This is a genomic window from Sphingomonas sp., from assembly GCF_041661825.1.
Lineage (GTDB): Bacteria > Pseudomonadota > Alphaproteobacteria > Sphingomonadales > Sphingomonadaceae > Sphingomonas.
In genome coordinates this window covers 471,428-492,904 of sequence record NZ_JBAZTU010000005.1, presented here as the reverse complement: position 1 = coordinate 492,904, position 21,477 = coordinate 471,428, and the positions used below count along the sequence as shown (strand labels likewise).

Annotated in this window: 20 protein-coding genes and 1 tRNA gene; 12 read left to right on the top strand and 9 right to left on the bottom strand. The window is 65.6% G+C overall.

All coding sequences use genetic code 11. The annotated features are described in order from the left end of the window. Nucleotides 1-58: 58 nt before the first annotated feature. A complete protein-coding gene (locus WC729_RS24585; protein WP_372857087.1) occupies nucleotides 59-868 on the bottom strand; it encodes a flagellin in 810 nt (269 codons plus the stop codon). A gap of 264 nt (nucleotides 869-1,132) precedes the next feature. On the opposite strand from WC729_RS24585, the gene WC729_RS24580 reads away from it, so the two are divergent. Beyond that, nucleotides 1,133-2,368 carry a TCR/Tet family MFS transporter gene (locus WC729_RS24580; protein ID WP_372857086.1) on the top strand — a complete coding sequence of 412 codons (1,236 nt, stop codon included), beginning with the start codon at nucleotides 1,133-1,135 and terminating at the stop codon, nucleotides 2,366-2,368. A 39-nt stretch (nucleotides 2,369-2,407) separates the two neighbouring features. Here WC729_RS24580 and WC729_RS24575 read toward each other — a convergent pair whose 3' ends face one another. Both WC729_RS24575 and WC729_RS24570 read right to left on the bottom strand, forming a co-directional pair. Then, complete coding sequence (locus tag WC729_RS24575) at nucleotides 2,408-3,202, bottom strand: SDR family NAD(P)-dependent oxidoreductase (protein WP_372857085.1); 795 nt, start codon at nucleotides 3,200-3,202, stop codon at nucleotides 2,408-2,410. Beyond that, nucleotides 3,199-3,813 carry a glutathione S-transferase family protein gene (locus WC729_RS24570; RefSeq protein ID WP_372857084.1) on the bottom strand — a complete coding sequence of 205 codons (615 nt, stop codon included), beginning with the start codon at nucleotides 3,811-3,813 and terminating at the stop codon, nucleotides 3,199-3,201. Before WC729_RS24570 ends, WC729_RS24575 begins: the two co-directional genes overlap by 4 nt. Nucleotides 3,814-3,883: 70 nt before the next feature. On the opposite strand from WC729_RS24570, the gene WC729_RS24565 reads away from it, so the two are divergent. From WC729_RS24565 to WC729_RS24545, 5 genes are all read left to right on the top strand, one after another. Further along, nucleotides 3,884-5,410 carry a class I adenylate-forming enzyme family protein gene (locus WC729_RS24565; protein ID WP_372857083.1) on the top strand — a complete coding sequence of 509 codons (1,527 nt, stop codon included), beginning with the start codon at nucleotides 3,884-3,886 and terminating at the stop codon, nucleotides 5,408-5,410. Beyond that, the gene (locus WC729_RS24560; RefSeq protein WP_372857082.1) at nucleotides 5,407-6,183 is read left to right on the top strand and encodes a thioesterase family protein; all 777 of its coding nucleotides are present in this window, start codon (nucleotides 5,407-5,409) and stop codon (nucleotides 6,181-6,183) included. Before WC729_RS24565 ends, WC729_RS24560 begins: the two co-directional genes overlap by 4 nt. Before the next feature lie 253 nt (nucleotides 6,184-6,436). Next, nucleotides 6,437-7,126 carry an EF-hand domain-containing protein gene (locus WC729_RS24555; protein ID WP_372857081.1) on the top strand — a complete coding sequence of 230 codons (690 nt, stop codon included), beginning with the start codon at nucleotides 6,437-6,439 and terminating at the stop codon, nucleotides 7,124-7,126. Between the two features lie 90 nt (nucleotides 7,127-7,216). Further along, the gene (locus WC729_RS24550) at nucleotides 7,217-7,936 is read left to right on the top strand and encodes a response regulator (protein ID WP_372857189.1); all 720 of its coding nucleotides are present in this window, start codon (nucleotides 7,217-7,219) and stop codon (nucleotides 7,934-7,936) included. A 38-nt stretch (nucleotides 7,937-7,974) separates the two neighbouring features. After that, nucleotides 7,975-9,282 (top strand): ATP-binding protein, encoded by a 1,308-nt coding sequence (locus WC729_RS24545; RefSeq protein WP_372857188.1) that lies wholly within the window; start codon nucleotides 7,975-7,977, stop codon nucleotides 9,280-9,282. Here WC729_RS24545 and WC729_RS24540 read toward each other — a convergent pair. After that, nucleotides 9,263-10,195, bottom strand: coding sequence for a LysR family transcriptional regulator (locus WC729_RS24540; protein ID WP_372857080.1), 933 nt, complete (start codon nucleotides 10,193-10,195; stop codon nucleotides 9,263-9,265). The two genes, WC729_RS24545 and WC729_RS24540, sit on opposite strands and share 20 nt — an antisense overlap. A 100-nt stretch (nucleotides 10,196-10,295) precedes the next feature. On the opposite strand from WC729_RS24540, the gene WC729_RS24535 reads away from it, so the two are divergent. After that, entirely contained in the window at nucleotides 10,296-11,087 is a 792-nt protein-coding gene (locus WC729_RS24535) for an SDR family NAD(P)-dependent oxidoreductase (RefSeq protein WP_372857079.1), read from the top strand. Between the two features lie 156 nt (nucleotides 11,088-11,243). After that, the gene (locus WC729_RS24530) at nucleotides 11,244-13,124 is read left to right on the top strand and encodes an ABC-F family ATP-binding cassette domain-containing protein (RefSeq protein ID WP_372857187.1); all 1,881 of its coding nucleotides are present in this window, start codon (nucleotides 11,244-11,246) and stop codon (nucleotides 13,122-13,124) included. A 35-nt stretch (nucleotides 13,125-13,159) separates the two neighbouring features. On the opposite strand, the gene WC729_RS24525 is transcribed toward WC729_RS24530, so the two are convergent. Both WC729_RS24525 and WC729_RS24520 read right to left on the bottom strand, forming a co-directional pair. Then, nucleotides 13,160-13,393 carry a hypothetical protein gene (locus tag WC729_RS24525; protein WP_372857078.1) on the bottom strand — a complete coding sequence of 78 codons (234 nt, stop codon included), beginning with the start codon at nucleotides 13,391-13,393 and terminating at the stop codon, nucleotides 13,160-13,162. Between the two features lie 280 nt (nucleotides 13,394-13,673). Further along, a complete protein-coding gene (locus WC729_RS24520) occupies nucleotides 13,674-14,498 on the bottom strand; it encodes a LysR family transcriptional regulator (RefSeq protein WP_372857077.1) in 825 nt (274 codons plus the stop codon). A gap of 99 nt (nucleotides 14,499-14,597) precedes the next feature. Between WC729_RS24520 and WC729_RS24515 the strand changes: the two genes are divergently transcribed. Both WC729_RS24515 and WC729_RS24510 read left to right on the top strand, forming a co-directional pair. After that, nucleotides 14,598-15,245 (top strand): FMN-dependent NADH-azoreductase, encoded by a 648-nt coding sequence (locus WC729_RS24515; RefSeq protein WP_372857076.1) that lies wholly within the window; start codon nucleotides 14,598-14,600, stop codon nucleotides 15,243-15,245. Beyond that, nucleotides 15,242-15,568, top strand: a complete 327-nt coding sequence (locus WC729_RS24510) for a multidrug efflux SMR transporter (RefSeq protein ID WP_372857075.1) — start codon at nucleotides 15,242-15,244, stop codon at nucleotides 15,566-15,568. Before WC729_RS24515 ends, WC729_RS24510 begins: the two co-directional genes overlap by 4 nt. A 58-nt stretch (nucleotides 15,569-15,626) precedes the next feature. Here the strand turns inward: WC729_RS24510 and WC729_RS24505 are convergent. Next, nucleotides 15,627-15,711, bottom strand: a tRNA-Leu gene (locus WC729_RS24505). 451 nt (nucleotides 15,712-16,162) lie between these two features. On the opposite strand from WC729_RS24505, the gene WC729_RS24500 reads away from it, so the two are divergent. Beyond that, nucleotides 16,163-16,663 carry a MucR family transcriptional regulator gene (locus tag WC729_RS24500; RefSeq protein ID WP_372857074.1) on the top strand — a complete coding sequence of 167 codons (501 nt, stop codon included), beginning with the start codon at nucleotides 16,163-16,165 and terminating at the stop codon, nucleotides 16,661-16,663. 66 nt (nucleotides 16,664-16,729) lie between these two features. Here the strand turns inward: WC729_RS24500 and WC729_RS24495 are convergent, their stop codons facing one another. Further along, nucleotides 16,730-18,925: a sulfatase-like hydrolase/transferase gene (locus WC729_RS24495; RefSeq protein WP_372857073.1), complete on the bottom strand. Its 2,196-nt coding sequence runs from the start codon at nucleotides 18,923-18,925 to the stop codon at nucleotides 16,730-16,732. Between the two features lie 243 nt (nucleotides 18,926-19,168). Here WC729_RS24495 and WC729_RS24490 point away from each other — a divergent pair, with 243 nt between their 5' ends. Next, nucleotides 19,169-19,510: a hypothetical protein gene (locus tag WC729_RS24490; protein ID WP_372857072.1), complete on the top strand. Its 342-nt coding sequence runs from the start codon at nucleotides 19,169-19,171 to the stop codon at nucleotides 19,508-19,510. A 97-nt stretch (nucleotides 19,511-19,607) separates the two neighbouring features. On the opposite strand, the gene WC729_RS24485 is transcribed toward WC729_RS24490, so the two are convergent. Further along, complete coding sequence (locus tag WC729_RS24485; protein ID WP_372857071.1) at nucleotides 19,608-21,425, bottom strand: hypothetical protein; 1,818 nt, start codon at nucleotides 21,423-21,425, stop codon at nucleotides 19,608-19,610. Nucleotides 21,426-21,477: the final 52 nt, after the last annotated feature.

Genomic DNA, 21,477 nt, shown 5'->3' with positions numbered 1-21,477 from the left:
CGTGGACTCCACGGGCGGCCTCGGCACCTCGGGGGCGGTGCCTTGGCCGCTGGCGAGTTTATTTCAGCAGGGAGAGGACGCCCTGCTGGGTCTGGTTGGCCTGGGCGAGCAGCGCCGTCGATGCCTGGCTCAGGATCTGGGCCTTGGCGAGCGCGATGGTCTCCGTCGAGAAGTCGACGTCTTCCACCCGGCTGCGCGCATCGGTCAGGTTGGCAACACTGGTCGTCAGATTGTTGACCACCGATTCGAGGCGGCTCTGGCTTGCGCCGATCGACGAACGGGTCGTGTTCACGGCGAGCAGGGCGGTGTCGAGCGAGTCGAGCGCGTCGGTGGCGCCATCGGCATCCGAGATGTCGATATCGCCCACATCGTCCAGGTCCAGCGCGCTGATCGTGATCGCGACCTGGTCGGTCGAGGCGGAGCCGGTCTGGATGTTGACCGCGATATCGCTGGCGCCGAACAGGGTCACGCCGTTGAAGTTGGTCTTCTCGACGATGTCGGCGAGCTGGGCGGCAAGGCCGGTGACTTCGACCTGCAGATTGGTGCGATCGTCATCGGAATAGGTACCCGAAGCCGACTGGACCGACAGTTCGCGGATACGCTGCAGGATGTTGGTGACTTCGCTCAGCGCGCCGTCGGCGGTCTGGGCGAGCGAGATGCCGTCGTTCGCGTTGCGGATCGCCTGGCTCTGGCCGCGGATCTGCGAGGTCATGGAAGAAGCGATGGCGGAGCCTGCCGCGTCGTCCTTCGCGCTGTTGATGCGCTTGCCGGTCGACAGGCGCTCGATGCTGGTCTGCAGCGCTTTCGACGCTGCGTTCGATGCGTTGGTCGCGCGGAGCGCGGCAACGTTGGTGCCGATAACAGTCATGTTCAATCTCCGGACGTCCTCCCGCCGCCCCCAAAGCGATGGATCGAACCGTCTACGAGAAGAACGGCAGGGTAAATGCGACATTAAGCAGTTTTTTTAAATTGGCCCGGAATGGCCCGAAAAACAGCGGATTTCGAGGATAGTTGGCCAGCGCCTACCCCCTTGCCCTTCGCCGCCGCCTTGTGCATGTTCGACGAATGTTCCGCCGGCGCTTGCGCCGTCAACAAAGATGCGGGACGCGACCGATCCCCGGGGGGAGAGTGAATGCGCTTCGAACACCGCGCCGTGCCCATCGTGCTTGCCGCCGTGCTGATCGACACGATCGGCTTCGGCATCATCATGCCGGTCTTCCCGCAGCTGATCACCAGCATCGGTCATGTCGACCTGGAACAGGCGACGCGGATCGCCGGCTATATGCTGGTGGTGTTCGCCGTGATGCAGTTCTTCGCGGGGCCTGTGCTCGGCAATCTCAGCGACCGGTTCGGCCGGCGCCCCGTGCTGATCGCCTCGATGCTCGCCTTCGGCATGGACTATGCGCTGATGGCCTGGGCACCGACGCTTGCCTGGCTGTTCCTTGGCCGCGCGATCGCCGGCATCGCCGGCGCCGTCTACAGTCCGGCCAGTTCGGTGCTCGCCGACGTCACCCCGCCCGAGAAACGCAGCGGCGTGTTCGGGCTGATCGGGGCTGCGTTCGGCATCGGCTTCGTCATCGGCCCGGCGATCGGTGGGCTGCTCGCGGATTTCGGCCCGCGCGCGCCGTTCGTCGCCGCGGCAATCCTGGCGCTCGTCAATGCCGCAGTGATGATCGTCGCCATGCCCGAAACGCTGGCGCCGGAGAATCGCCGTCCGTTCAAGCTGCGCGACGCCCATGTCGTTGGCGCCTTCCGCCCACTGTTCCACGCCGGCAATGCCGCGCCGCTGCTCGCCGCCTGGTTCGTCTGGCAGCTCGCGCATATGGTCTATCCCGCGACATGGTCCTTCTGGGCCGCCATCCGTTTCGATTGGGACGCCAAGGCGATCGGCTGGTCGCTCGCCTTTGTCGGGCTGGTGATGGCGCTGGTGCAGGGCGGCCTGACCGGCAAGATCATCGCCCGCGTCGGGGAGCGGCGTGCGCTCGTCATCGGCCTCGTCTCGGCCGGCATCTCCTTCCTCGCCTTCGCCTTCATCACCCAGAGCTGGCAGGCCTATGCCCTGTTCCTGGTCAGTGCCCTGTCCGGCCTGATCTTCCCGGCGATGAATGGCCTGCTCTCGCGCATGGTCGACGCTTCGCACCAGGGCGCCTTGCAGGGCGGCATCGGCAGCATGGGCAGCATCTCGTCGATCCTCGGGCCGCTGCTCCTGACCCAGGCACTGGCGACCGGCGTCGACCATGGCTTCCCGGGTGCGGCCTTCCTGCTGGCGGGAATCCTGGCCTTCGTCTCGCTCGGCATCATCCTGTGGAAGGTGCTCGACCGCGTCCCGCCACCGGATGCAGCGGCGGCGCCGGAAATCGCCAACTGAGGCCAGGCTCCGATTCCCCCCAGCTTGGCGAGGGAGAAATCAGAGTTCCTTGCCCGGCCGCCGTGACAGCCCGACATCAAGATGCGCGCCCGCATCGAGCAGCAGGGTTTCGCCCGTCATCACCCGATTGTCGGGATCGAGCAGCATCACCACCGGTCCGGCGATATCGTCCGCCCCTGCCGCCATTGTCATCGGCGTCTGCGCGGCGATGCGCGCGTTGAGCGCCGCAAAGCCCGCCTCACCCAGGCGCTTCTCGAACCAGCCGGTCCCGACATAACCAGGCGCCACCGCATTGACCCGGATCGCCGGGGCGAGCGCTCTGGCCAGGCTCTTGGTCATCGTCAGCAACGCGCCCTTCGACGCGGCATAGGCCACCGACGATCCATTGCCGAACACCCCCGCCACCGAGGCGATATTCACCACCGATCCGACCCCACCCTCGCGCATCGCCGGCGCACAGGCGCGCACCATCTGGAACGGCGCGATCGTGTTGAGCCGATATATATGGATGAAATCGTCAGCCGAGAGCGCCTCGAGGTCCTCGTGATTGGCAAATTTGGTGCGGCCGGCATTGTTGACCAGGAAATCGATCCGCCCGAACGCATCGATCGCGGCCGCGGCCAGCGCGCGGCAGGCCGAATCCTCGGCGATATCCGCCTGCACCGCGATCGCCCCCGCGACCTCGGCGGCCAGCGCCTCGGCCTCGTCGCGGCTGCTCGCATAGTTGATCACGCAGCGTACGCCGCGGGCCGCCAGCCGTCGCACCACCGCTGCGCCGATCCCCGTGCCGCCGCCAGTGACGATTGCGACCGCGCCTTCCATCCGATCGCTCATGCCTGAGCGCTCGGCCGGGCGGAGACGCGCTCGTGCCAGGCGCGCAGGTTCGCCTGATCCTCGGGAATGGGGATTCCGACGAAACCCGCAAAATCCACCACCGAAAGCAGAACGATATCCGCCATCGAATAGCCCTTGCCGCTCAGATAATCGCGATCGGCCAGCGCCCGGTCGAACTCGCGCATCGCCGAGATCACGCGCGGCCGCTGACTCTCGCCGAACTCGGTATATTGCGGCTTCACGACGCGCGCGGTGAACGGGTGGCAATGCGCCCATACCATCGACAGCGGCACCATCATGCGCAGTTCGGCCCGGCGAATCCACATATCGACCTCGGCCATGCCCTGCGGCCCCTCGCCGAACATCGGCGGCGCCGGATGCATCGCCTCGAACAGGCGGCAGATCGACACGCTCTCGGTCAGCACATCGCCATTGTCGAGCTTCAGCGCCGGGATCTGCCCCAGCGGATTCACCGCTAGGAAATCCGGCCCCTTATGCTCGCCGGCAACGATCGACAGCGTCTCGCTCGGCACGCTCAGGCCTTTTTCCGCGAGATAGATGCGTACCCGGCGCGGATTAGGCGCCGGATTCACCGCGTCGTAGAACAGCATCGGCAACCCCTCCTCATTTTTTCGAAGATTGCGTATGGCATTTGCCGCGCGCCTCGCATAGCGGCGTATCATGACAGCCGCTGACCTGCTCGCGACCGGTTTCGCGACCCTGCCCGACCTGATCCGTGCCCATGCGACCGAGCAAGGCGGCAAGACCGCGCTTGCCGCGCTGGAGGGCAGCATCGACTATGCGACGCTCGACGCGCTAATGGACCGAGTCGCCGCGGCGCTGCAGCGCGACGGCGTGGCGCAGGGCCAGTCGGTCGCGATCGTCGCAGCTTCGCGAATCGAGTATGGCGCGGTCTTTCTCGGCGCCCTCCGCGCCGGCTGCGTCGCGGCGCCGCTCGCCCCTTCGTCCACGCCCGAATCGCTCGCCGCGATGATTGCCGATTGCGGTGCGCCGATCGTATTCGTGGACGACGAGGCCGCCACAGCGCTGGCCGGCCAGGACATCACCGCAAAGATCATTCACTTCGCTTCCCTTGAAGACTGGCTCGCCCCCGAGCGTACAAAGCCCTCCCCCGTCGCCATCGCTCCCGGCGACGGCTTCAACATCATCTACTCCTCCGGCACCACCGGCACACCGAAAGGCATCGTACAGAGCCACGCGATGCGCTGGGCGCATATCAACCGCAACGCTTCGGCCGGCTTTGGCGACGCCGTGACGATGATCGCGACGCCGCTCTACTCCAACACCACGTTGGTCAGTTTCCTGCCGACGCTCGGCTGGGGCGGCACCGCGGTGCTGATGAAGAAGTTCGATGCGCGCGGCTTTCTCGAGCTCGCTCAGGCCAACCGCGCGACTCACGCGATGCTCGTGCCCGTCCAGTATCAGCGGATCATGGCGTTGCCCGATTTCGACAGCTTCGACCTGTCGGCCTTCCGGCTCAAGACCTGCACCAGCGCACCCTTCTCCGCCGCGCTCAAGGCCGACGTCCTGGCGCGCTGGCCGGGGCTGCTGGTCGAATATTACGGCATGACCGAAGGCGGCGGCACCTGCCTGCTGGTCGCCAACATGTATCCCGACAAGCTCCACACGGTCGGCAAGCCGATCGAGGATCATGACATCCGTCTGATCGACGATGACGGCAACGAGGTGCCGCAGGGCGAGATGGGCGAAGTCGTCGGCCGCTCGCCGGCGATGATGACCGGCTATCATGGCCGCTCCGACGCGACCCGCTCGGCCGAATGGTTCGATGCCGAGGGCCGGCGCTATATCCGCCACGGCGATGTCGGCCGGTTCGACGAGGACGGGTTCCTGACTTTGCTCGATCGCAAGAAGGACCTGATCATCTCGGGCGGTTTCAATATCTACCCGACCGATCTCGAAGCCGTGCTGGCGCAGCACCCCGCCGTCGCCGATTGCAGCGTGATCGGCGTGCCGTCCGAGGCCTGGGGCGAGACGCCGGTCGGCTTCTATGTGCCGCACACTGGCGTGGATACGGGCAGCACCGAGATCCTCGCCTGGACCAATGCCCAGCTCGGCAAGACCCAGCGCCTGTCCGCGCTCCATGCCATCGCCGAATTGCCGAGGAGTGCGATCGGCAAAGTGCTGAAACGCGAATTGCGCGATCGCCTGGCGGAGAAAGCCCTGTGACACCGATCGCCGACATCCTCGCCGCCGGCACCCCCATCGAGAGCGGTTTCCGCACAACGATTCCCGCCGACTGGCTGCAGGGTCGAACTACCTATGGCGGCCTGTCCAGCGCACTCGCGCTTCATGCGGCGCAGGGTATCGAGCCCGACCTGCCACCGCTCCGCTCAGCCCAGATCGCGTTCATCGGCCCGCTGTCTGGCGAGGTCAGCGTCACCGCGACCAAGCTCCGCCGCGGTCGCAACGCCGCCTTCATCCAGGCCGATATCGTCTCGGACGCCGGGCTCGGTTACCGCGCGACCTTCGTCTTCATGTCGGATCAGCCGTCGCGGATCGAACTCGACGGCCGGTTGCAAAGCGACCGCCGCCCGCCCGCGCCCGAGGCGACACTTTATACCGGGCCCGACGAGTTCTTCACTGGCAACTTCAACTTCCTCGACCTGAAGGAAGAAGCGACGGGCGAGGCGGAATGGCTGCGCTGGGCACGGCTGCGCGCGTTCGAGGGGCTCGATCCGATGGTCCATGTGCTCGCCGTCGCCGACGCCCTGCCCCCGGCCGCGTTCAAGCTGCTCGGCAAGCACCCCGCCCCGATCAGCTCGCTGACCTGGATCGTGAATCTGCTCACACCCGCGCCGACGACCACGGACGGCTGGTGGCTGCTCTCGGCCGAGTCGGATCATGCGCGGAACGGCTGTTCGAGCCAGTCGATGACGATCTGGAATGCCGACGGTCAGCCCATCGCCCAGGGCATGCAGAGCGTCGCTATCTTTGCGTAACCAATCCTCCCCGGAACGGGGAGGGCGACCAGCGAAGCTGGTGGAGGGGCTTGGAGCGCGGCGACGTGGCCTCGCTCCAAGCCTCTCCGCCACGCGCTGAAGAAGCGCGCGGTCCCCCTCCCCGTGCCGGGGAGGAATAAATGCGACAAATTGCGACACTTTTGCCGCTCGCTGACATAGCCGCGCGACACCCTTGAGCGAAAACCCTGACCATAGCCGGCGGGACCGGGGCAATCACTCGAAGGACATAAGCATGCGTACATATCTTTTCGCACTGGCTTTGGCCGGCACCGCGATCAGCGGCATCGCGATCGCGGGGCAGAACGCTGGCGGGGGCATGCGCGCCGATGCCGACAAGGACGGTACCATCTCGCGCGCCGAGTTCATGGCGCGATCGGACCAGCGCTTCGCCCGGCTCGACGCCAATGGCGACGGCGTGATCTCGGGCGACGAACTGCCCGGCCGCGGCCGGATGGTGGCGGGCGCCGACGCGGACAAGGACGGCAAGATCACCAAGGCGGAATATTCAGCCCAGGCCGCCGCCCGTTTCGCGAAGCTCGACGCCAATGGCGACGGCAAGATCTCGCCCGACGAGATGAAGGCGATGGGCGAGCGCATGCGCGAAGGCCGCGGCGAACGCGGTGGCGGCATGATGCCCCCGCCCGGCGCTCCGGGTGCGCCCGGTGCGATGGGCCATCATGGTGGCCATGGCGACATGCTCGCCCGGATCGACACCAACAAGGACGGCAAGATCAGCCGCGACGAGATGCGCGCGCGCATCGACGCCCGGTTCGACAGGCTCGACACCAACAAGGACGGCTTCATCGACCAGGCGGAAATGCAGGCCGCCCGGGCGAAGATGAAGGAGCATCGGGGCGGAATGCGCGGCCATTGGCGGCACCGTCCAGGCGCCGAAGCGCCCAAACCAGACGCCGGCCAGTAATCCCCCGACTGGCCTGGCTGCCGGGCGGGCTTTCCCCCTTGCCCGCCCGGCATGTTCCAAAGGCGAACGATCATGCTAGACGCCGATCTCATGGGAGAAACTCCACACCTTCTGCTGGTCGATGACGAGCGCTCGATCCGCGAGCCGCTGGCGCAATATCTGACCAAGCAGGGCTTCCGCGTGACCCAGACGGGCGACGCGGAGGCAGCGCGCACGCGCCTCACCGCTTACGCGATCGATCTGGTCATCCTCGACATCATGATGCCGGGCGAGGACGGGCTGAGCCTGTGCCGCCATATCCGCGAGACGAGCGAGACCCCCGTCATCCTGCTCACCGCGCGCAGCGAGGAGACCGACCGGATCGTCGGGCTGGAGATGGGCGCCGACGATTATGTCGTGAAGCCCTTTTCGCCGCGCGAGCTCGCCGCGCGCGTCAAGGTGATCCTGCGCCGCGCCGCGGCCGGCGGCACGCGCCAGCATGCGCCCGACACCGGCTCCTTCGCCTTTTCCGGCTGGGTGCTCAAATCGGGCGAGCGCGCGCTGGTCGACCGCGAAGGCGTGTCGGTGCCGCTCTCTACCGGCGAATATAATTTGCTTCACGCCCTGGTGACCCGACCGCGCCAGGTGCTGACGCGCGACCAGTTGCTTGATCTCACCCAGGGCCGCGAGGCGGCCGCGTTCGACCGCGCGATCGACAACCAGGTCAGCCGGCTGCGCCGCAAGATCGAGAACGATCCGAAAAATCCCGATCTGATCAAGACGGTCTGGGGCGGCGGCTATACGCTCGCCGCCGAAGTCACGCGCCTGTGAGGCGCATCCGGCTGTGGCCGCGCAATCTTTCCGGCCAGATGGTGCTGCTGATCGCGATCGCGCTGTTCGTGGCGCAGGCGATCAACTTCGCGATCCAGCTCCAGGATCGGCGCGCCTCGCGCTACGACCAGGCGACCGGCCCGGCCGTCACCCGCATCGTCGATGCGGTCGAGCGCAGCAATGCCGGGCGGCCTTTCGACGCCAATCGAGGCCGGGTCCGCCAGGCCGATACCTCGCCGGTCGACCCAGGCGGCGAGCATCAGCCCGCGGTCGAGCAGGGACTGCGCACCGAGCTTGAGGAAGCGGGCCTCAAGGTAGGCCGGATCGAGACCGAGGTTCACGCGATTCATAAAGGCGATCGCCGCACGCGCCGCTGGGGCCCGCGCCTCGCCGATCGCATGGTGAAGATGGGCGGCGAGCTGGTGATCGCGGTCGAGCAGCCCGGCAAGGGCTGGCTGGTGCTCAACGCGCCCTGGCCGCGCGCGGAAGCCTTTCTGGTCTGGAGGCTGATCTGGCAGACCCTGATCCTCTATGCGATCATGCTGATCCCGGTGCTGTGGATCGGCCGGCGCATCTCGCAGCCGCTGCGTAGCCTTGCCTCCGCCGCGCGCAACTTCATGCCCGGCGAAGTCGATGTGCCGGTGGAGGAACGCGGGCCGCAGGATCTGCGCGACGTGATCGCCGCGTTCAATGCGCTGCGCCTGCGCGTTTCGGCGATGCTCGACGAGAAGGACCGGATGCTCGGCGCGATCGGCCATGATCTGCGCACGCCGCTCGCCGCGTTGCGCGTCCGCATCGAATCGGTCGAGGACGATACCGACCGCCTGAAGATGGCGGACACGATCGAGGAGATGAACCGCACGCTCGACGACATTCTCTCGCTCGCCCGCCTCGGCCGGCCGAGCGAGCCGCTCACCGAAGTCGATCTGGCGGCTTTGGTCGATGCGGTGGTCGAGGATTTCCGCGACCTCGACAATGACGTGACCTTCGAGGAAACCGCGCGGCTCAGGATGCGGCTGCGCCCTTCGCTGATCCGGCGCGCGGTGCGCAACCTGATCGAGAATGCGGTCAAATATGGCGAGTCCGCCGAGGTGCGGATCGTCGCCGGCGAGCGCGATGTCGCCATCCATGTCGTCGACAAGGGCCCGGGCATCCCGGCCGATCGCCTCGGCGACGTGTTCGACGCCTTCACCCGGCTGGAGACGTCGCGCAACAAGGAGACGGGCGGCATCGGCCTCGGCCTCGCGCTGGCCCGGGCGATCGTCCGCGAGGCGGGGGGCGACATCACTCTGGTCAACCGCCCCGAAGGCGGGCTGGTCGCGACGATCACGCTACCCCGGCGCTGACCGGCGCGAGCAGGGGCGCGTCCTTCAGCTCCTCGACGAGGTGATCGATGAACACGCGGACCCGGTGGGGCAGGATGCCTCCGCCGACATAGACCGCGCTGACCACTTCCATATCCCCCGGATTAAAGTCCTCGAGCAACACAACAAGCCTGCCTGCCGCGATCATCTCGGCGACGTGGAACAGCCCGATCCGCGCGATGCCGACGCCGGCCAGGGCCATCTGCCGCATCGTCTCGCCATTGTTGAGCTGCAGGCTGCCGGTCACCGGCTGGTCGAGGATCCCGCCATCGCGGCGGAACGGCCAGGTCGTGCGCGGGCGGCGAAAGTTGAAGGTCAGGCAATCATGCCGCGCCAGGTCCTGCGGCCGCTCCGGCTTGCCGTGCCGCGCCAGATAGTCGGGCGAAGCGCAGATCACGCGCCTGCTCTCGCCCAGCTTGCGCGCCATCAGCCCGGAATCGGGCAGATTGCCCATGCGGATCGCCACATCGGTGCGTTCCGCCAGCAGATCGACCACATCGTCGGTCAGGTTGAGATCGACCACGACCTGGCGATGCCGTTCGAGAAAGGTCGCCACCGCCGGCGCGACGAACATTGCCCCGAACGGCAACGAGGCGCTGACCCGAAGCCTGCCGCGTACCGCCCCGCCCGATGCTTCCTGGTCGGCGTCGTTGAGTTCCTGCAGGATGCGCATCGCCGCGCGGTGATAGGCCTCGCCTTCATCGGTCAGGTGCAGCGCCCGTGTCGTCCGCACCAGCAGCCGCGCCCCGAGCCGTTCCTCCAGGCGGGCGATGAGCTTGCTCACCGCCGAGGGCGTCAGGTCGAGCGACCGCGCCGCCGCCGAGAAGCCGCCCTCCGCCACGACGCGCGCGAACACTTCCATCTCGCCTGAGCGTTCCATCAGGATACGCGGCATTGATGATCTCCATTCACAGATGATGATCCGCTTTGGGACATAGTCCAAGGCCCTCGCGATGCCTAGATCAGCTCCAACGAAACCCTAGTGGAGACACATCATGGACCTCGAACTGACCGACAAGATCGCGCTGGTAACCGGCGGCACCGGCGGCATCGGGCTCGAGATCGCCCGTTCGCTCTCGCTCGAGGGCGCAGCCGTGACCATCACCGGCCGCTCGCAGCAGAAGCTCGACGACGCGATCGCCGACATTAACGCCTCAGGTGGCAAGCCCGTCGCGGGCGTCGTCGCCGATGTCGCGACGGCCGAAGGCGCCGCGGCGGTGACGGCTGCACTGCCGACCATCGACATCCTGATCAACAATCTCGGCATTTATGAGAGCAAGCCGTTCGGCGACATCAGCGACGCCGACTGGACCAATATCTTCGACGTAAACGTGCTGAGCGGCGTCCGCTTGTCGCGCGCCTATCTGCCCGCCATGCTGGAGCGCAACTGGGGGCGGATCATCTTCATCTCCAGCGAATCCGGCCTCGCCGTGCCGCAGGACATGATCCATTACGGTATGACCAAGACCGCCCAGCTCGCCATCGCCCGCGGCCTGTCACAGCTCACCCGCGGCACCAACGTCACGGTCAATTCAGTGCTGCCGGGCCCGACGCGGTCGGACGGCGTGGTGGAATTCCTGCGCAGCCAGGCGGCCGATCCCGCGGCGCCGATCGACCAGATCGAGGCCGAATTCTTCCGCGACGCCCGCCCCTCGTCGATCATCCAGCGCATGATCGAGGCGAAGGAGATCGGCGATATGGTGGCCTATATCGCCAGCCCGCGCGCCTCTGCCACCAACGGCGCGTCGATCCGGGCCGAGGGCGGGCTGGTGAACACGATCGCGTGACCTTCAGTGTCGTCACCCCGGACTTGTTCCGGGGTCCACGGTGCCGCGAGTCCGAGAAGGGAGGATTCGCGGCACCGTGGATGCCGGAATAAATCCGGCATGACGGAAGAGGTGCCGCCCTTCTATTATGCTGCGCTGCATGATAGTGGCGCCCGCATGCTGAATATCAACGGTATCACGGTGCGCCTCGGCGGGCGCACGATCCTCGACCGCGCGACGGCAACCTTGCCGCCGAAGAGCCGTGTCGGCCTGATCGGCCGCAACGGCGCGGGCAAGTCGACGTTGATGAAGGTGATGATCGGATCGATCGAGGCCGATGAGGGCGAGATCGAGATGCCGCGCAAGACGCGCATCGGCTATATCGCGCAGGAAGCGCCGCACGGCACCACCACACCGATCGAAGCCGTGCTCGCCGCCGATACCGAGCGTGCCGCGCTGCTGCACGAAGCCGAGGATTGCCACGATCCCGACCGGGTCGGCGAAATCCACGACCGGCTGATCGCGATCGACGCCTATACCGCCGAGTCCCGCGCCGCGCGCATCCTGGTCGGCCTCGGCTTCGACGAGGAAATGCAGGGTCGCCCGCTCGACAGCTATTCGGGTGGCTGGAAGATGCGCGTCGCGCTCGCCGCCCTGCTCTTCTCCGAGCCCGACCTGTTGCTGCTCGACGAGCCCTCGAACCATCTCGATCTCGAAGCGACGCTCTGGCTCGAGAATTTCCTCAAAAGCTATCCGGCGATGATGGTCGTCATCAGCCATGAGCGCGACCTGCTCAACAATGTCGTCGACACCATCCTCCATCTCGAGGGCGGCAAAACGGTGATGTACACCGGCGGTTACGACAGCTTCGAGCAGCAGCGCGCCGAGCGGGTCGCCCAGCTCGCCGCGGCCAAGGCGTCGCAGGATGCGCAGCGCGCCAAGCTGCAGGACTATATCGCCCGCAACAGCGCCCGCGCCTCGACCGCGAAACAGGCCCAGTCGCGCCAGAAGATGCTCGCCAAGATGCAGCCGATCGCGGCGATGGCCGAAGATCCGACGCTCTCCTTCGACTTCCCGAGCCCCGAGGAATTGCGCCCGCCGCTCGTCACGCTCGACATGGCGGCGGTCGGCTATACCGAGGGCAATCCGATCCTGCGCCGCCTCAACCTGCGGCTCGACCCGGACGACCGCGTCGCGCTGCTCGGCCGCAACGGCAACGGCAAGACCACCCTCGCCCGCCTGCTCGCCGCGCAGCTCACTCCGATGGAAGGCGAGATGACGGCATCGGGCAAGATGCGCGTCGGCTATTTCACGCAATATCAGGTGGAAGAGCTCGACACGACCGATACGCCGCTCGAGCATATGACGCGAATGATGAAGGGCATGTCGCCCGCCGCCGTCCGGGCGCAGCTCGGCCGGTTCGGCTTTTCCGGGCAAAAGGCGACGACCAAGGTCGGTAGCCTGTCGGGCGGCGAGCGCGCCCGCCTCGCACTGGCGCTGATCACCCGTGACGCGCCGCACATGCTGATCCTCGACGAGCCGACCAACCATCTGGACGTCGATGCGCGCGAGGCGCTGGTCCAGGCGCTCAACGCCTATGACGGCGCGGTGGTGATCGTCAGCCATGACCGCCACATGATCGAACTGACCGCCGACCGGCTGGTGCTGGTCGATGGCGGCGTCGCCAATGAATATAATGGCAGTATGGAGGACTATATCGCCTTCGTGCTCTCCAGCGACGGCGCGACTGGCGGCGGCGGTGCAGCAAAAGCCAAGGTCAGCAAGAAGGACGAACGCCGCGCCAATGCCGAGGCGCGCGAGAAGAGCGTCGCGTTGCGCAAGCGCGCCCATGAGGCGGAAGCGTTGGTCGCCAAGCTCTCCAAGCAGCGCAGCGCGATCGACCGCGCGATGTTCGATCCGTCGACGGCCGAGCCATGGCTGTCGAGAATGAATATGAGCGAGCTGATGAAGCAGCGCGCCGATGTCGCGGCCAAGCTGGAGGCCGCTGAAGCCGTCTGGCTCGAGATCAGCGAAGAGCTTGAGACTGTCGAGGCCTGAACCGCCACAGATTCAATCGGCACCTGGCGGGGACACTAGTGGAGCGGTTTGCTCGCGATCGATATATCATGTTGGGCGTCGGGCAGCACAATAGGTGCCGGCGCGTCGCTCGCATCCCCCTTGTGCAGGTTGATGATGATCGGCGCATTGCCGAACGCGTCCCGATGCTTGCGGGCTGACGCGAAGCAGGCCTCGAGCGAGCCATGGTGGGACCCATGTACGGTGACACGCCCAGCGTCGTTCAATTTCCGCCAGATCCAATGCGTCATTACCGAGCCGAAACCGCTATTTGGCATATGTTCGATATACATCTCATATTTTGAGTGGGCATTTTCCATAACGACCCAACAATCCGTGAAGATTATTGTTCCACATACTTGTAATTTTACTTATGCACTATTTTCAAAATGATTGAAATATTCTGCACTATATTTCAAAATTTGCTGATTAATATTCATTCATATTGCATTTATTCTAACACGACCGAAGGTCTTAACAGCACTCACTGTATGAGTGCCTGAAGTCGAGCGTAACATGTCCAAGGGACGCCTAAAGCAACCGGCGCAGCGCCTCAGCGACCTCACGGACAAAATAACGGACCCGGGGCGTCGTACGATGATCGGGGTGGAAGAGAATCCACACCCCTGACTCGAGGTCGGCGATCGGTTCCAGCTCGACGAGAGAAAGGCGGCGCGCGAGATAATCGGGCAGTACCGCGCGCCCCAGCCCCGCGGCGCAGGCTTCGGCCGCCGCCCACATGCTGTTCACGCGCAGCGCCGGCACATCGATGCGGCGCGCCAGCCATTGTTGCGAACGGACGTCGGACAAGCTCTCGTCGAGCGCGATCCAGCGCTCGGGCGCATCCGCGGCGGCGGCGTAGACGGCAAAGGCAACTGGCGCGACGCGACGTCCCACCAGTGTCTCGGGAGGAGTCGAGGTCGGCCGGATCGCCACATCGGCTTCGTGCCGCGCCATATCGGCCATCGCGTTGGCGACGGTGAGGTGCAAACGAACCTCGGGATGCGTCGCCTGGAACGGGCGCACTGCGCTGGCGACCAACGCGAGCAGCGAATCCGTCGTCGTCACCGAAAGATCGCCGACCAGGCGCCCGCGATCGGCCGCCAGGCGTCGTCTGAGCACCCCCAGGCGGGCGGTCACATCTGTTGCCGCGGCGATCAGTTCGGCGCCGGCCGGAGTGGGCTGGAAGTCGCCATCGATCCGCTCGAACAATTGCAGCCCCAGTTGCTGCTCGAGCCCCTGCAAACGCCGATAGACGGTCGCGACGTGCGATCCCAGCTGGCGCGCTGCGTGGCGTGCGCCCTTTCCTTCGGCCAGCGCGGCGACGAGCCGCAAATCGTCGAGATCAGGATCCATGGCGTCGCAAGAATGCGAATTGTTTTCGCCATATTGCAAGAAGCAATCGCATTTCCGCGATCTACATACCGTGCCGTGACATCGATGAGGAATTGAATCATGGCGCACCGATTATTGCACGTAGAAGCATCGCCGCGCGGCGAGGCATCGGTATCCACCACGCTGGCCGCGCATTTCATCCAGCGCTTCCGCGACGACGAGCCACAGCTCGACGTCGATCGCCTGCGCATCTGGGAAGAGCAGCTTCCCGATCTCCACGGCGCCCTGCTCTCGGCCAAATACGCGGTACTGTCCGGTCGCGACCTCGACAGGGCCGAAGCCGGAGCCTGGGACCGGATCGCCGGCTTGATCGAGCGCGTCCGGGGCGCCGACAGCATCCTGATATCCACGCCGATATGGAATTTCGGCATTCCCTATCGGCTCAAGCACTGGATCGACCTGATCACCCAGCCCGGGCTCAGCTTCGCCTTTGATCCGCAATCCGGCTATCGCCCGCTGCTATTGCCCAGACCGGCTACGGTCGTTCTGGCAAGTTCGGGCGACTATTCCACAGGACCCAGTTGGGGCCGGCCCGATCTGGCGAGCGGCTATCTTCGCGAAGCCCTTCGTTTCATCGGCATCGGTGAGCCCGAGATTGTCCTCGCGGGCCCCACCGCCGGTGATGCCGCACGACAACAGACCGCGCGCGCGGAAGCGAGCGGCAGGCTTGATGCGCGGATCGCCGCGCATCGGAGGGCCGCGCAATGAGCCCCGCGCTTGCCTGGACGATGCTCGTGGCCTCGGGGTTGCTCGATGTGGCCTGGGCCTATGCCACGAAGCGGTCGGAGGGAATGACCGTTCCGGGATGGACCGCGGCGTCGCTCATCCTGCTCGCGGCGTTCATCCTGCTGTTGTCGAACGCACTCCGCGTCCTGCCGCTGGGCTCGGCCTATGTCGTCTGGACCGGGATCGGCGCCCTGGGCTCGCTCGCTGCGGGAATCCTGTTGTTGGGAGAGCCTGTCGGCGCGATGCGACTCGTGTTCGCATCGATCACCTTGATGGGGATCATCGGACTTAAAGCGGCAAGCTGATCCACGCGCACGATCACATCGCGCCTTCCGGCTCGGAGAATCAGCCTTCGAAGGATGATGGTGCGGGCGGTCGGAATCGAACCGACACTCCTTGCGGAACCGGATTTTGAGTCCGGCGCGTCTACCAGTTTCACCACGCCCGCGTGCTCCCGGCCGGGCCGGGAGAGCGCGCAGTTAACCGGCCCTCGCCGCGATTTCAACCCGCGCGCCGTCCGCGACCCGACGCGCCCGGGCGATCACCAGATCGGACCATATTCGACGCCCCGCTGAATTCCTGCGCACTTCCCGTCATTTGGCGCAATCATGAAGTAGCTTTCATCTTTCCGGCAGATCGCTGTCTCTGCGCGGTAGAGATCATGCTATCCTCGCCAAGCAACCACGAAGTGACCGCACCGAATCATCCAGAATTATGGTTGCCGGCGCGTTGTTGTCGATCCCGTCTACGTTGATGCGCGCAAGCGCCGCGTGTGCAGTTATATGCCGGCCTTGTTTTCGTCAAAAACGAGAGCATCTCGGCGCAGAACAATTGATGTATTGCGGTTGACGGCACCGACAATCGCGTTAATGGGCTATATATCCAGTTTGGAGGTAATTATGGCTGACGACACTTCAGATCTCAACGCAACCGAGCTCGCGACCGAGCTGACCATTGCGTGGCTTGGCAATCCTAACAACCGGGTGTCGGCCGATGAAGTGCCGGCTTTCCTGCAGAAGATGCACGCCACCGTCTCGGCCCTCGCCAGCTCCGGCACCGAGGAAGCCGCACCGGAAGCGGCCGCGGAACACGTTCCCGCCGTCACCGTGCGCAAATCGCTGGCGTCGAAGGACCACATCATCTCGCTGATCGACGGCAAGCCCTACAAGACGCTGCGCCGTCATCTGTCGGGCCATGGCCTGACTCCGGACGATTACCGCTCGCGCTACGGCCTGAAGTCGGATTATCCGATGGTCGCCGAAACCTATTCGGAGGCGCGTCGCGCCATGGCCAAGAAGATCGGCCTCGGCCGCAAGCCCGGCCCGCGCAAAGCGGCCGCAGCGTCCGATGCACCGGCAGCCCCCAAGGCACCGCGCGGCCGGCCGAAAAAGACCAGCTAAGCTTTTACATCGAAGCGCCGAACAGGGCGGGCAACCACATGGTTGTCCGCCCTTTTCATGCCGGGGCTACAGGTCGCGCCGCTCCAGTCTCTCCAGCAGCCGCGCCATATGGTCCGCCACCGCCTGCACCTTCTCCCGATCCGGCAGATCAGCGCGGGCCTGGGGTGCCTGGGGCTGTGCGCTGCACACCGCCACCAGATTGATCGCTTCGTTCGCGTCATCGACCAGGTCGTACATCTCCCATTCCTGCGCCTCCCGGCCGGACGGATCGAAATAGCGGGCGAGCTTATAGTCTTTCGTCCGGACGGCCCGGACATGATTGGGTTGCTTGATCGATCCCGGCTTGAGCGCGACTGGCCCCTTGCCGCCCTTGCCGGTGATCACTGAGGCGACCACCTCCTGATAGACCGCGAACTCCTCATAGCTGTGCTTCTCCTGCGCCGTCCGCGACGGCGGCAGTGGCGCGGTGATCTCGTCGTCCGTGATGAACAGCACGCCTTCGCGCACGCCGCCATCGGGCTCGATGATCGGAATCTCCACCTGATCGTCGCTCAGCGCGTTGAGGATGACCTCCGTCAGATCGACGCCGGGCAACGGCGGCACCGGCCGGCTCTGGGCGAGCTGGTTGCTGTAGGTCCGGCGCGCGGCGGCATCGACCCCGGCCAAGCCCAGCACCGTCGGCAGGATATCGATATGGCTGGTGAGCGCGTCGAGCTGCGCCGGCTCGGGCGCGGCGACGCCCTCCGGCGTCGGATAGGCCGTCGCATCGGCCTCCGGCACGGGGAACTGCACCACCACCGGCACGTGCAGCGCCTCCTGATAGGCGGTGTGCCATTTCTCGATCATCATGCCGTGCGCGGCGGCATATTCGCCGTGATCGGCCAGGAAGATGACGATGGTGTTGTCGGCCTGGCCCGACTCCTCGAGCGCATCGAGCACCGCGGTGATGTGGGTGTCGACCACCGCATGCAGCCAGCCATAGAGCTGCAGGAACAACAGGCAATTCTGGTCGGGATCGTCGGAAAGCTGCAGCGGCAGGCAGCTCTTGAGCGAAAGGGCGATCGCCGCCTGCATCTCCTGCTCGCGGAACGGATGCTTGGGAACCGAGGCATCGACACCGTCGCCCCCGTCCGGCAGCGCGCCTTCGATCGCCGCGGTCGCGGCACCGACCAGGCCGCTGACGATGTTGAACCCGCCCTTCGCCGCAAGCGCGAGGCCGACCTTGTACGCCATCTCGTGCTGGCAGCTCGGCTTGGTGGAAAGATCCTCGTTCTGGGTCGGCGAAGGGTTGGCGCAATCCTGGGGGAAGCCGAGCGGGTTGAGCGGAATCTGGATCGATCCCGCGACGGGCGCCGGCGTCGAGTCGCCCGCGACCGGCACGGTCAGCGGGCCGAAGATCGACTGGGTGGTCGGTATGATCGTCTTCGGCCCGACGGTGATGGGCTGCGGATCGTCAGCCGGCAGCGCCTGGGCGATCACGCCGGGATAGGTCGCGATGTCATGCGGATTGGTGAAGGACGCGACGGCGAACCAGGGCGGGATGCTGCTCTTGTCGGGCCCCGTCGTGCTCGGATCCTCGACCGCCATCGCGGCATAAGCGCGGTTATAGTTGGAGGCGAGGCCCTGGCGGCGGATGAACGTACAGGCGCTGTCGGTGAATCCCGCATCGCGATAGACGCCGAGATTGTTGGGCTGTGCGCCGTGCGGCTCGGGGTAGCTCTCCTCCCAATTGTCGAAGCCATAGCGCTTGAGCGAATGCTCGGGCGGGTTGGAGACGTGCCATTTGCCGAAATAATGGGTGGAATAGCCCGCCTGACGCATCCAGGTGCCGAGCGTCGGGATGCCGTCCGCCTCGAGCCAGGGGAAATTGGCGGAATCGCCGTTCTTGAACAGGCCGTCGGTCTGGGTGACGCCGGTCCGGGTGCCATATTGCCCGGTATAGATCACCGCACGGCTCGGCGTACAGGCGCTGGCGGCGATCGTGTGATTGCGCAGCGCCACCGCATTCCGCCGCAGCCTGAGCAAGCCGGGGAAGAATTTCGCATAAGGATTGTCCTCGCGGATCTCGCCCTGGAAGCCGAGAATCTCCTTCAGCAGCGGGTCGAACCCGCCTTCCGCGCCATAGGAGAAGCGCGGAAAACGATACTGGTCGCAAGTGATCAGCAGGATATTGGGCCTGGGTGGCGGTGCCGGGGTTGGTGTCGGGGAGCCCGAGATGCTCGTGCCATTCATGCCGCTGCTACCGTTCGCGCTGCTCGCCATGTCCCCGCTCCTCATCCGGCGGACATCGAGGTCCGCATGGCACTTCATGGCACGGGATCGGGCCGCGGGGATTCTGAGTCGGAGCCGAAACGGTTATGACATTTCGGCGAACCTGAACGGACCCCGCGACCGAACGACAGATCGCGACACTTTAGCGGTCGAAACGGCACAATTCTGCAACAGGCGAGCTCCAGAACACCCATGGCGCCCAACGAGGGGCCAAGGAGTCAAAAGGAGTTTGTCATGCGTAAGATACTGATCTCGATCGCAATGCTGTCTGCCACCATGGCCGCCGTTCCGGCTTCCGCCCAGGCCTGGCGGATCCAGCCGCGGGTCCAGCGGGAGATCCAGAGCGACATCAACCAGCTGCAGAACCAGATCCAGCGCGCGGCGCAGCGCCGCACCATCTCGCAGCGCGAGGCCATGGGCCTGCGCCGCGACGCGACCAACCTGCAGCGCACCTATAACAATTACCTGCGCGGCGGCCTGAACCGCACCGAGGTGAGCGCGCTGCAGACCCAGGTGAACCGCATCCATATCAAGCTGCGCCTCGAGCGCCGCGACTGGGACGGCCATCGCGGCTGAGCCGGACCAGTAAAGATGATGAGGGGCGTCACCACGGTGGCGCCCCTTTTCTTGTGTCGGATTCCAGTAAAAAGGGGTCAGAGGGATTTATTGCCGTTCACCCGAACAGCGCGGTGAATGCAGCACTGTTCTGCAGCACCGTCCACGCCGTCAGGTTGGACAGCAGGTTCATCTGGACCGCTGACCGCTCTGTCCGGAGCGTGCCGTAATGCGGGAAATCCTGCGTCGCGAGTTCGACATCGACCTTGAGCTTGACCAGCTCGCTGGTGAGCAGCTTGTACCAGGTCTCCGACATGCCGAGATACACCCACAACACCGTCACGTCGCGCCCGGCCGGGATGCCGAACCAGTCATTCGCCACGGTCGTAAGCTGCTGGGTGAAGATCGGCGCCAAACTCTCGCCGCTGCCGATGCTCTGCCACAGCCCGTCGAGCAAAGGCTGGAAAGCGTCACTGGGAAAGACCTGGCTGAACCGGTGCAGGTCGGTCGCCGGTGCCTGTGACGAGGGCACATAAGGCGGCGACACCTTGTCGTTATAGGCCTGGAAGCCGAACAGCGCGGGGATGCTCGAATCGACGACGATATTGCCGTTCGAATCCTGCTTCAGCGCATTCTCGGTGTTCACGAAAGCGATGATGCTCGACACGTCGGGATAGAACAGCATCGAGGTGACGCCGGTATTGTCGAGCGATCCGCCATCGGCAAAATCCTGCAGCGCCGCACCCCCGGCGGACGGCGGAGTCCCGGGCGACCAATAGTCATATTTCGGGATCAACCCGCTCAGCACGTCAGCCCCGCCGAGCTGCCCCTTGACCGCGTCCATGCCGCCGCTCTCGGCGGCGGTGGCGAGCGCTTCCAGCGTGGCGGCCACCTCGACCGCTGGATAACCGGCCTCGGCCAGGCTCGCCGCGGCGCTGTCCTTGTGCACGCGCATCGCGGCGGCGAAACGCTGCGGCGACCGCGACCAGTCGGCGATCTGGCCTTCGAGCGTCGCGGCAAAGGCTGCGCTGCTGGTGCCCAGGATGTCCATCAGCGACCATTGCCGGCTCTGCTGGATGCTCGCGTACCCGTCGTCCCCGATCGACTCGTAAACCGAGTTGAACCCGAACGAGCCGACCGCCCCGCCGCCTACCGCCAGGCCATTCCCGTCGACGCCCCCTTGCGGCGTCGGCAGGATCCCGGTGAGCACGGGCGTGGACTGCACCGGCACGAGTGCCTTGGCATTATTGTCGCTGGGCAACGTCACGAACATGCTGGCTACGCCGAGCAGATAGGGCCTGCCCTGCCCGGCAACCTGCGCGACCAGATAGGCCGGCACGTCCGCCAGCGACGGGTTGGGCCCGGTGACCTGCCCATCCAGCACCAGCGAATCATAGGAGAACAGCGTGTTCGGCTGATAGTCGCCCGACGATGCGGGGAACAGGCCGTAGGGCTGCAGGAAATGCAGGCCCATCAGCGTCTGCCACAACATGCTCGACGGCACGCCCTTCGCGCGCAGATACACTGCCTTGGTCGCGAGATCGGCGATCGAGAAGCCGCTCGACACCTGCCCGCCGATCCACCCCGTCGGGGACGCATCGATGATCGCGTCGGTCAGCGCAGCCGGATCGGTATAGCTGCCGAGGAACTGCGCGTCGGAAAAGCTCGACGGCAGATAGGTGAAGGGAATGCCGACCCAGCCGCCGCCGGACACGGTCGACATCGCCACGACCTGGCTGAGCAAGCTGTCGCCCGACGCAGTGGTCAGCTTCTCCAGCGCCTGGAGCTGCCCGATCCCCGCGCCCATCGCCCGCGACCCGCCGCCGCTGAGGCAGATGCCCACGCCCGTGGCACTGCTGGCCGACAAGGCGGCGGCAGCAGCCCCGCTGGTCCGGTACACCGGCGTGACAAAGCTGCCTGAGGCCTGATCGATCATGACATTCTCCGTGAGGAATCGACCTGCAAAAAGATGCCCAGGGCGCCTGGCG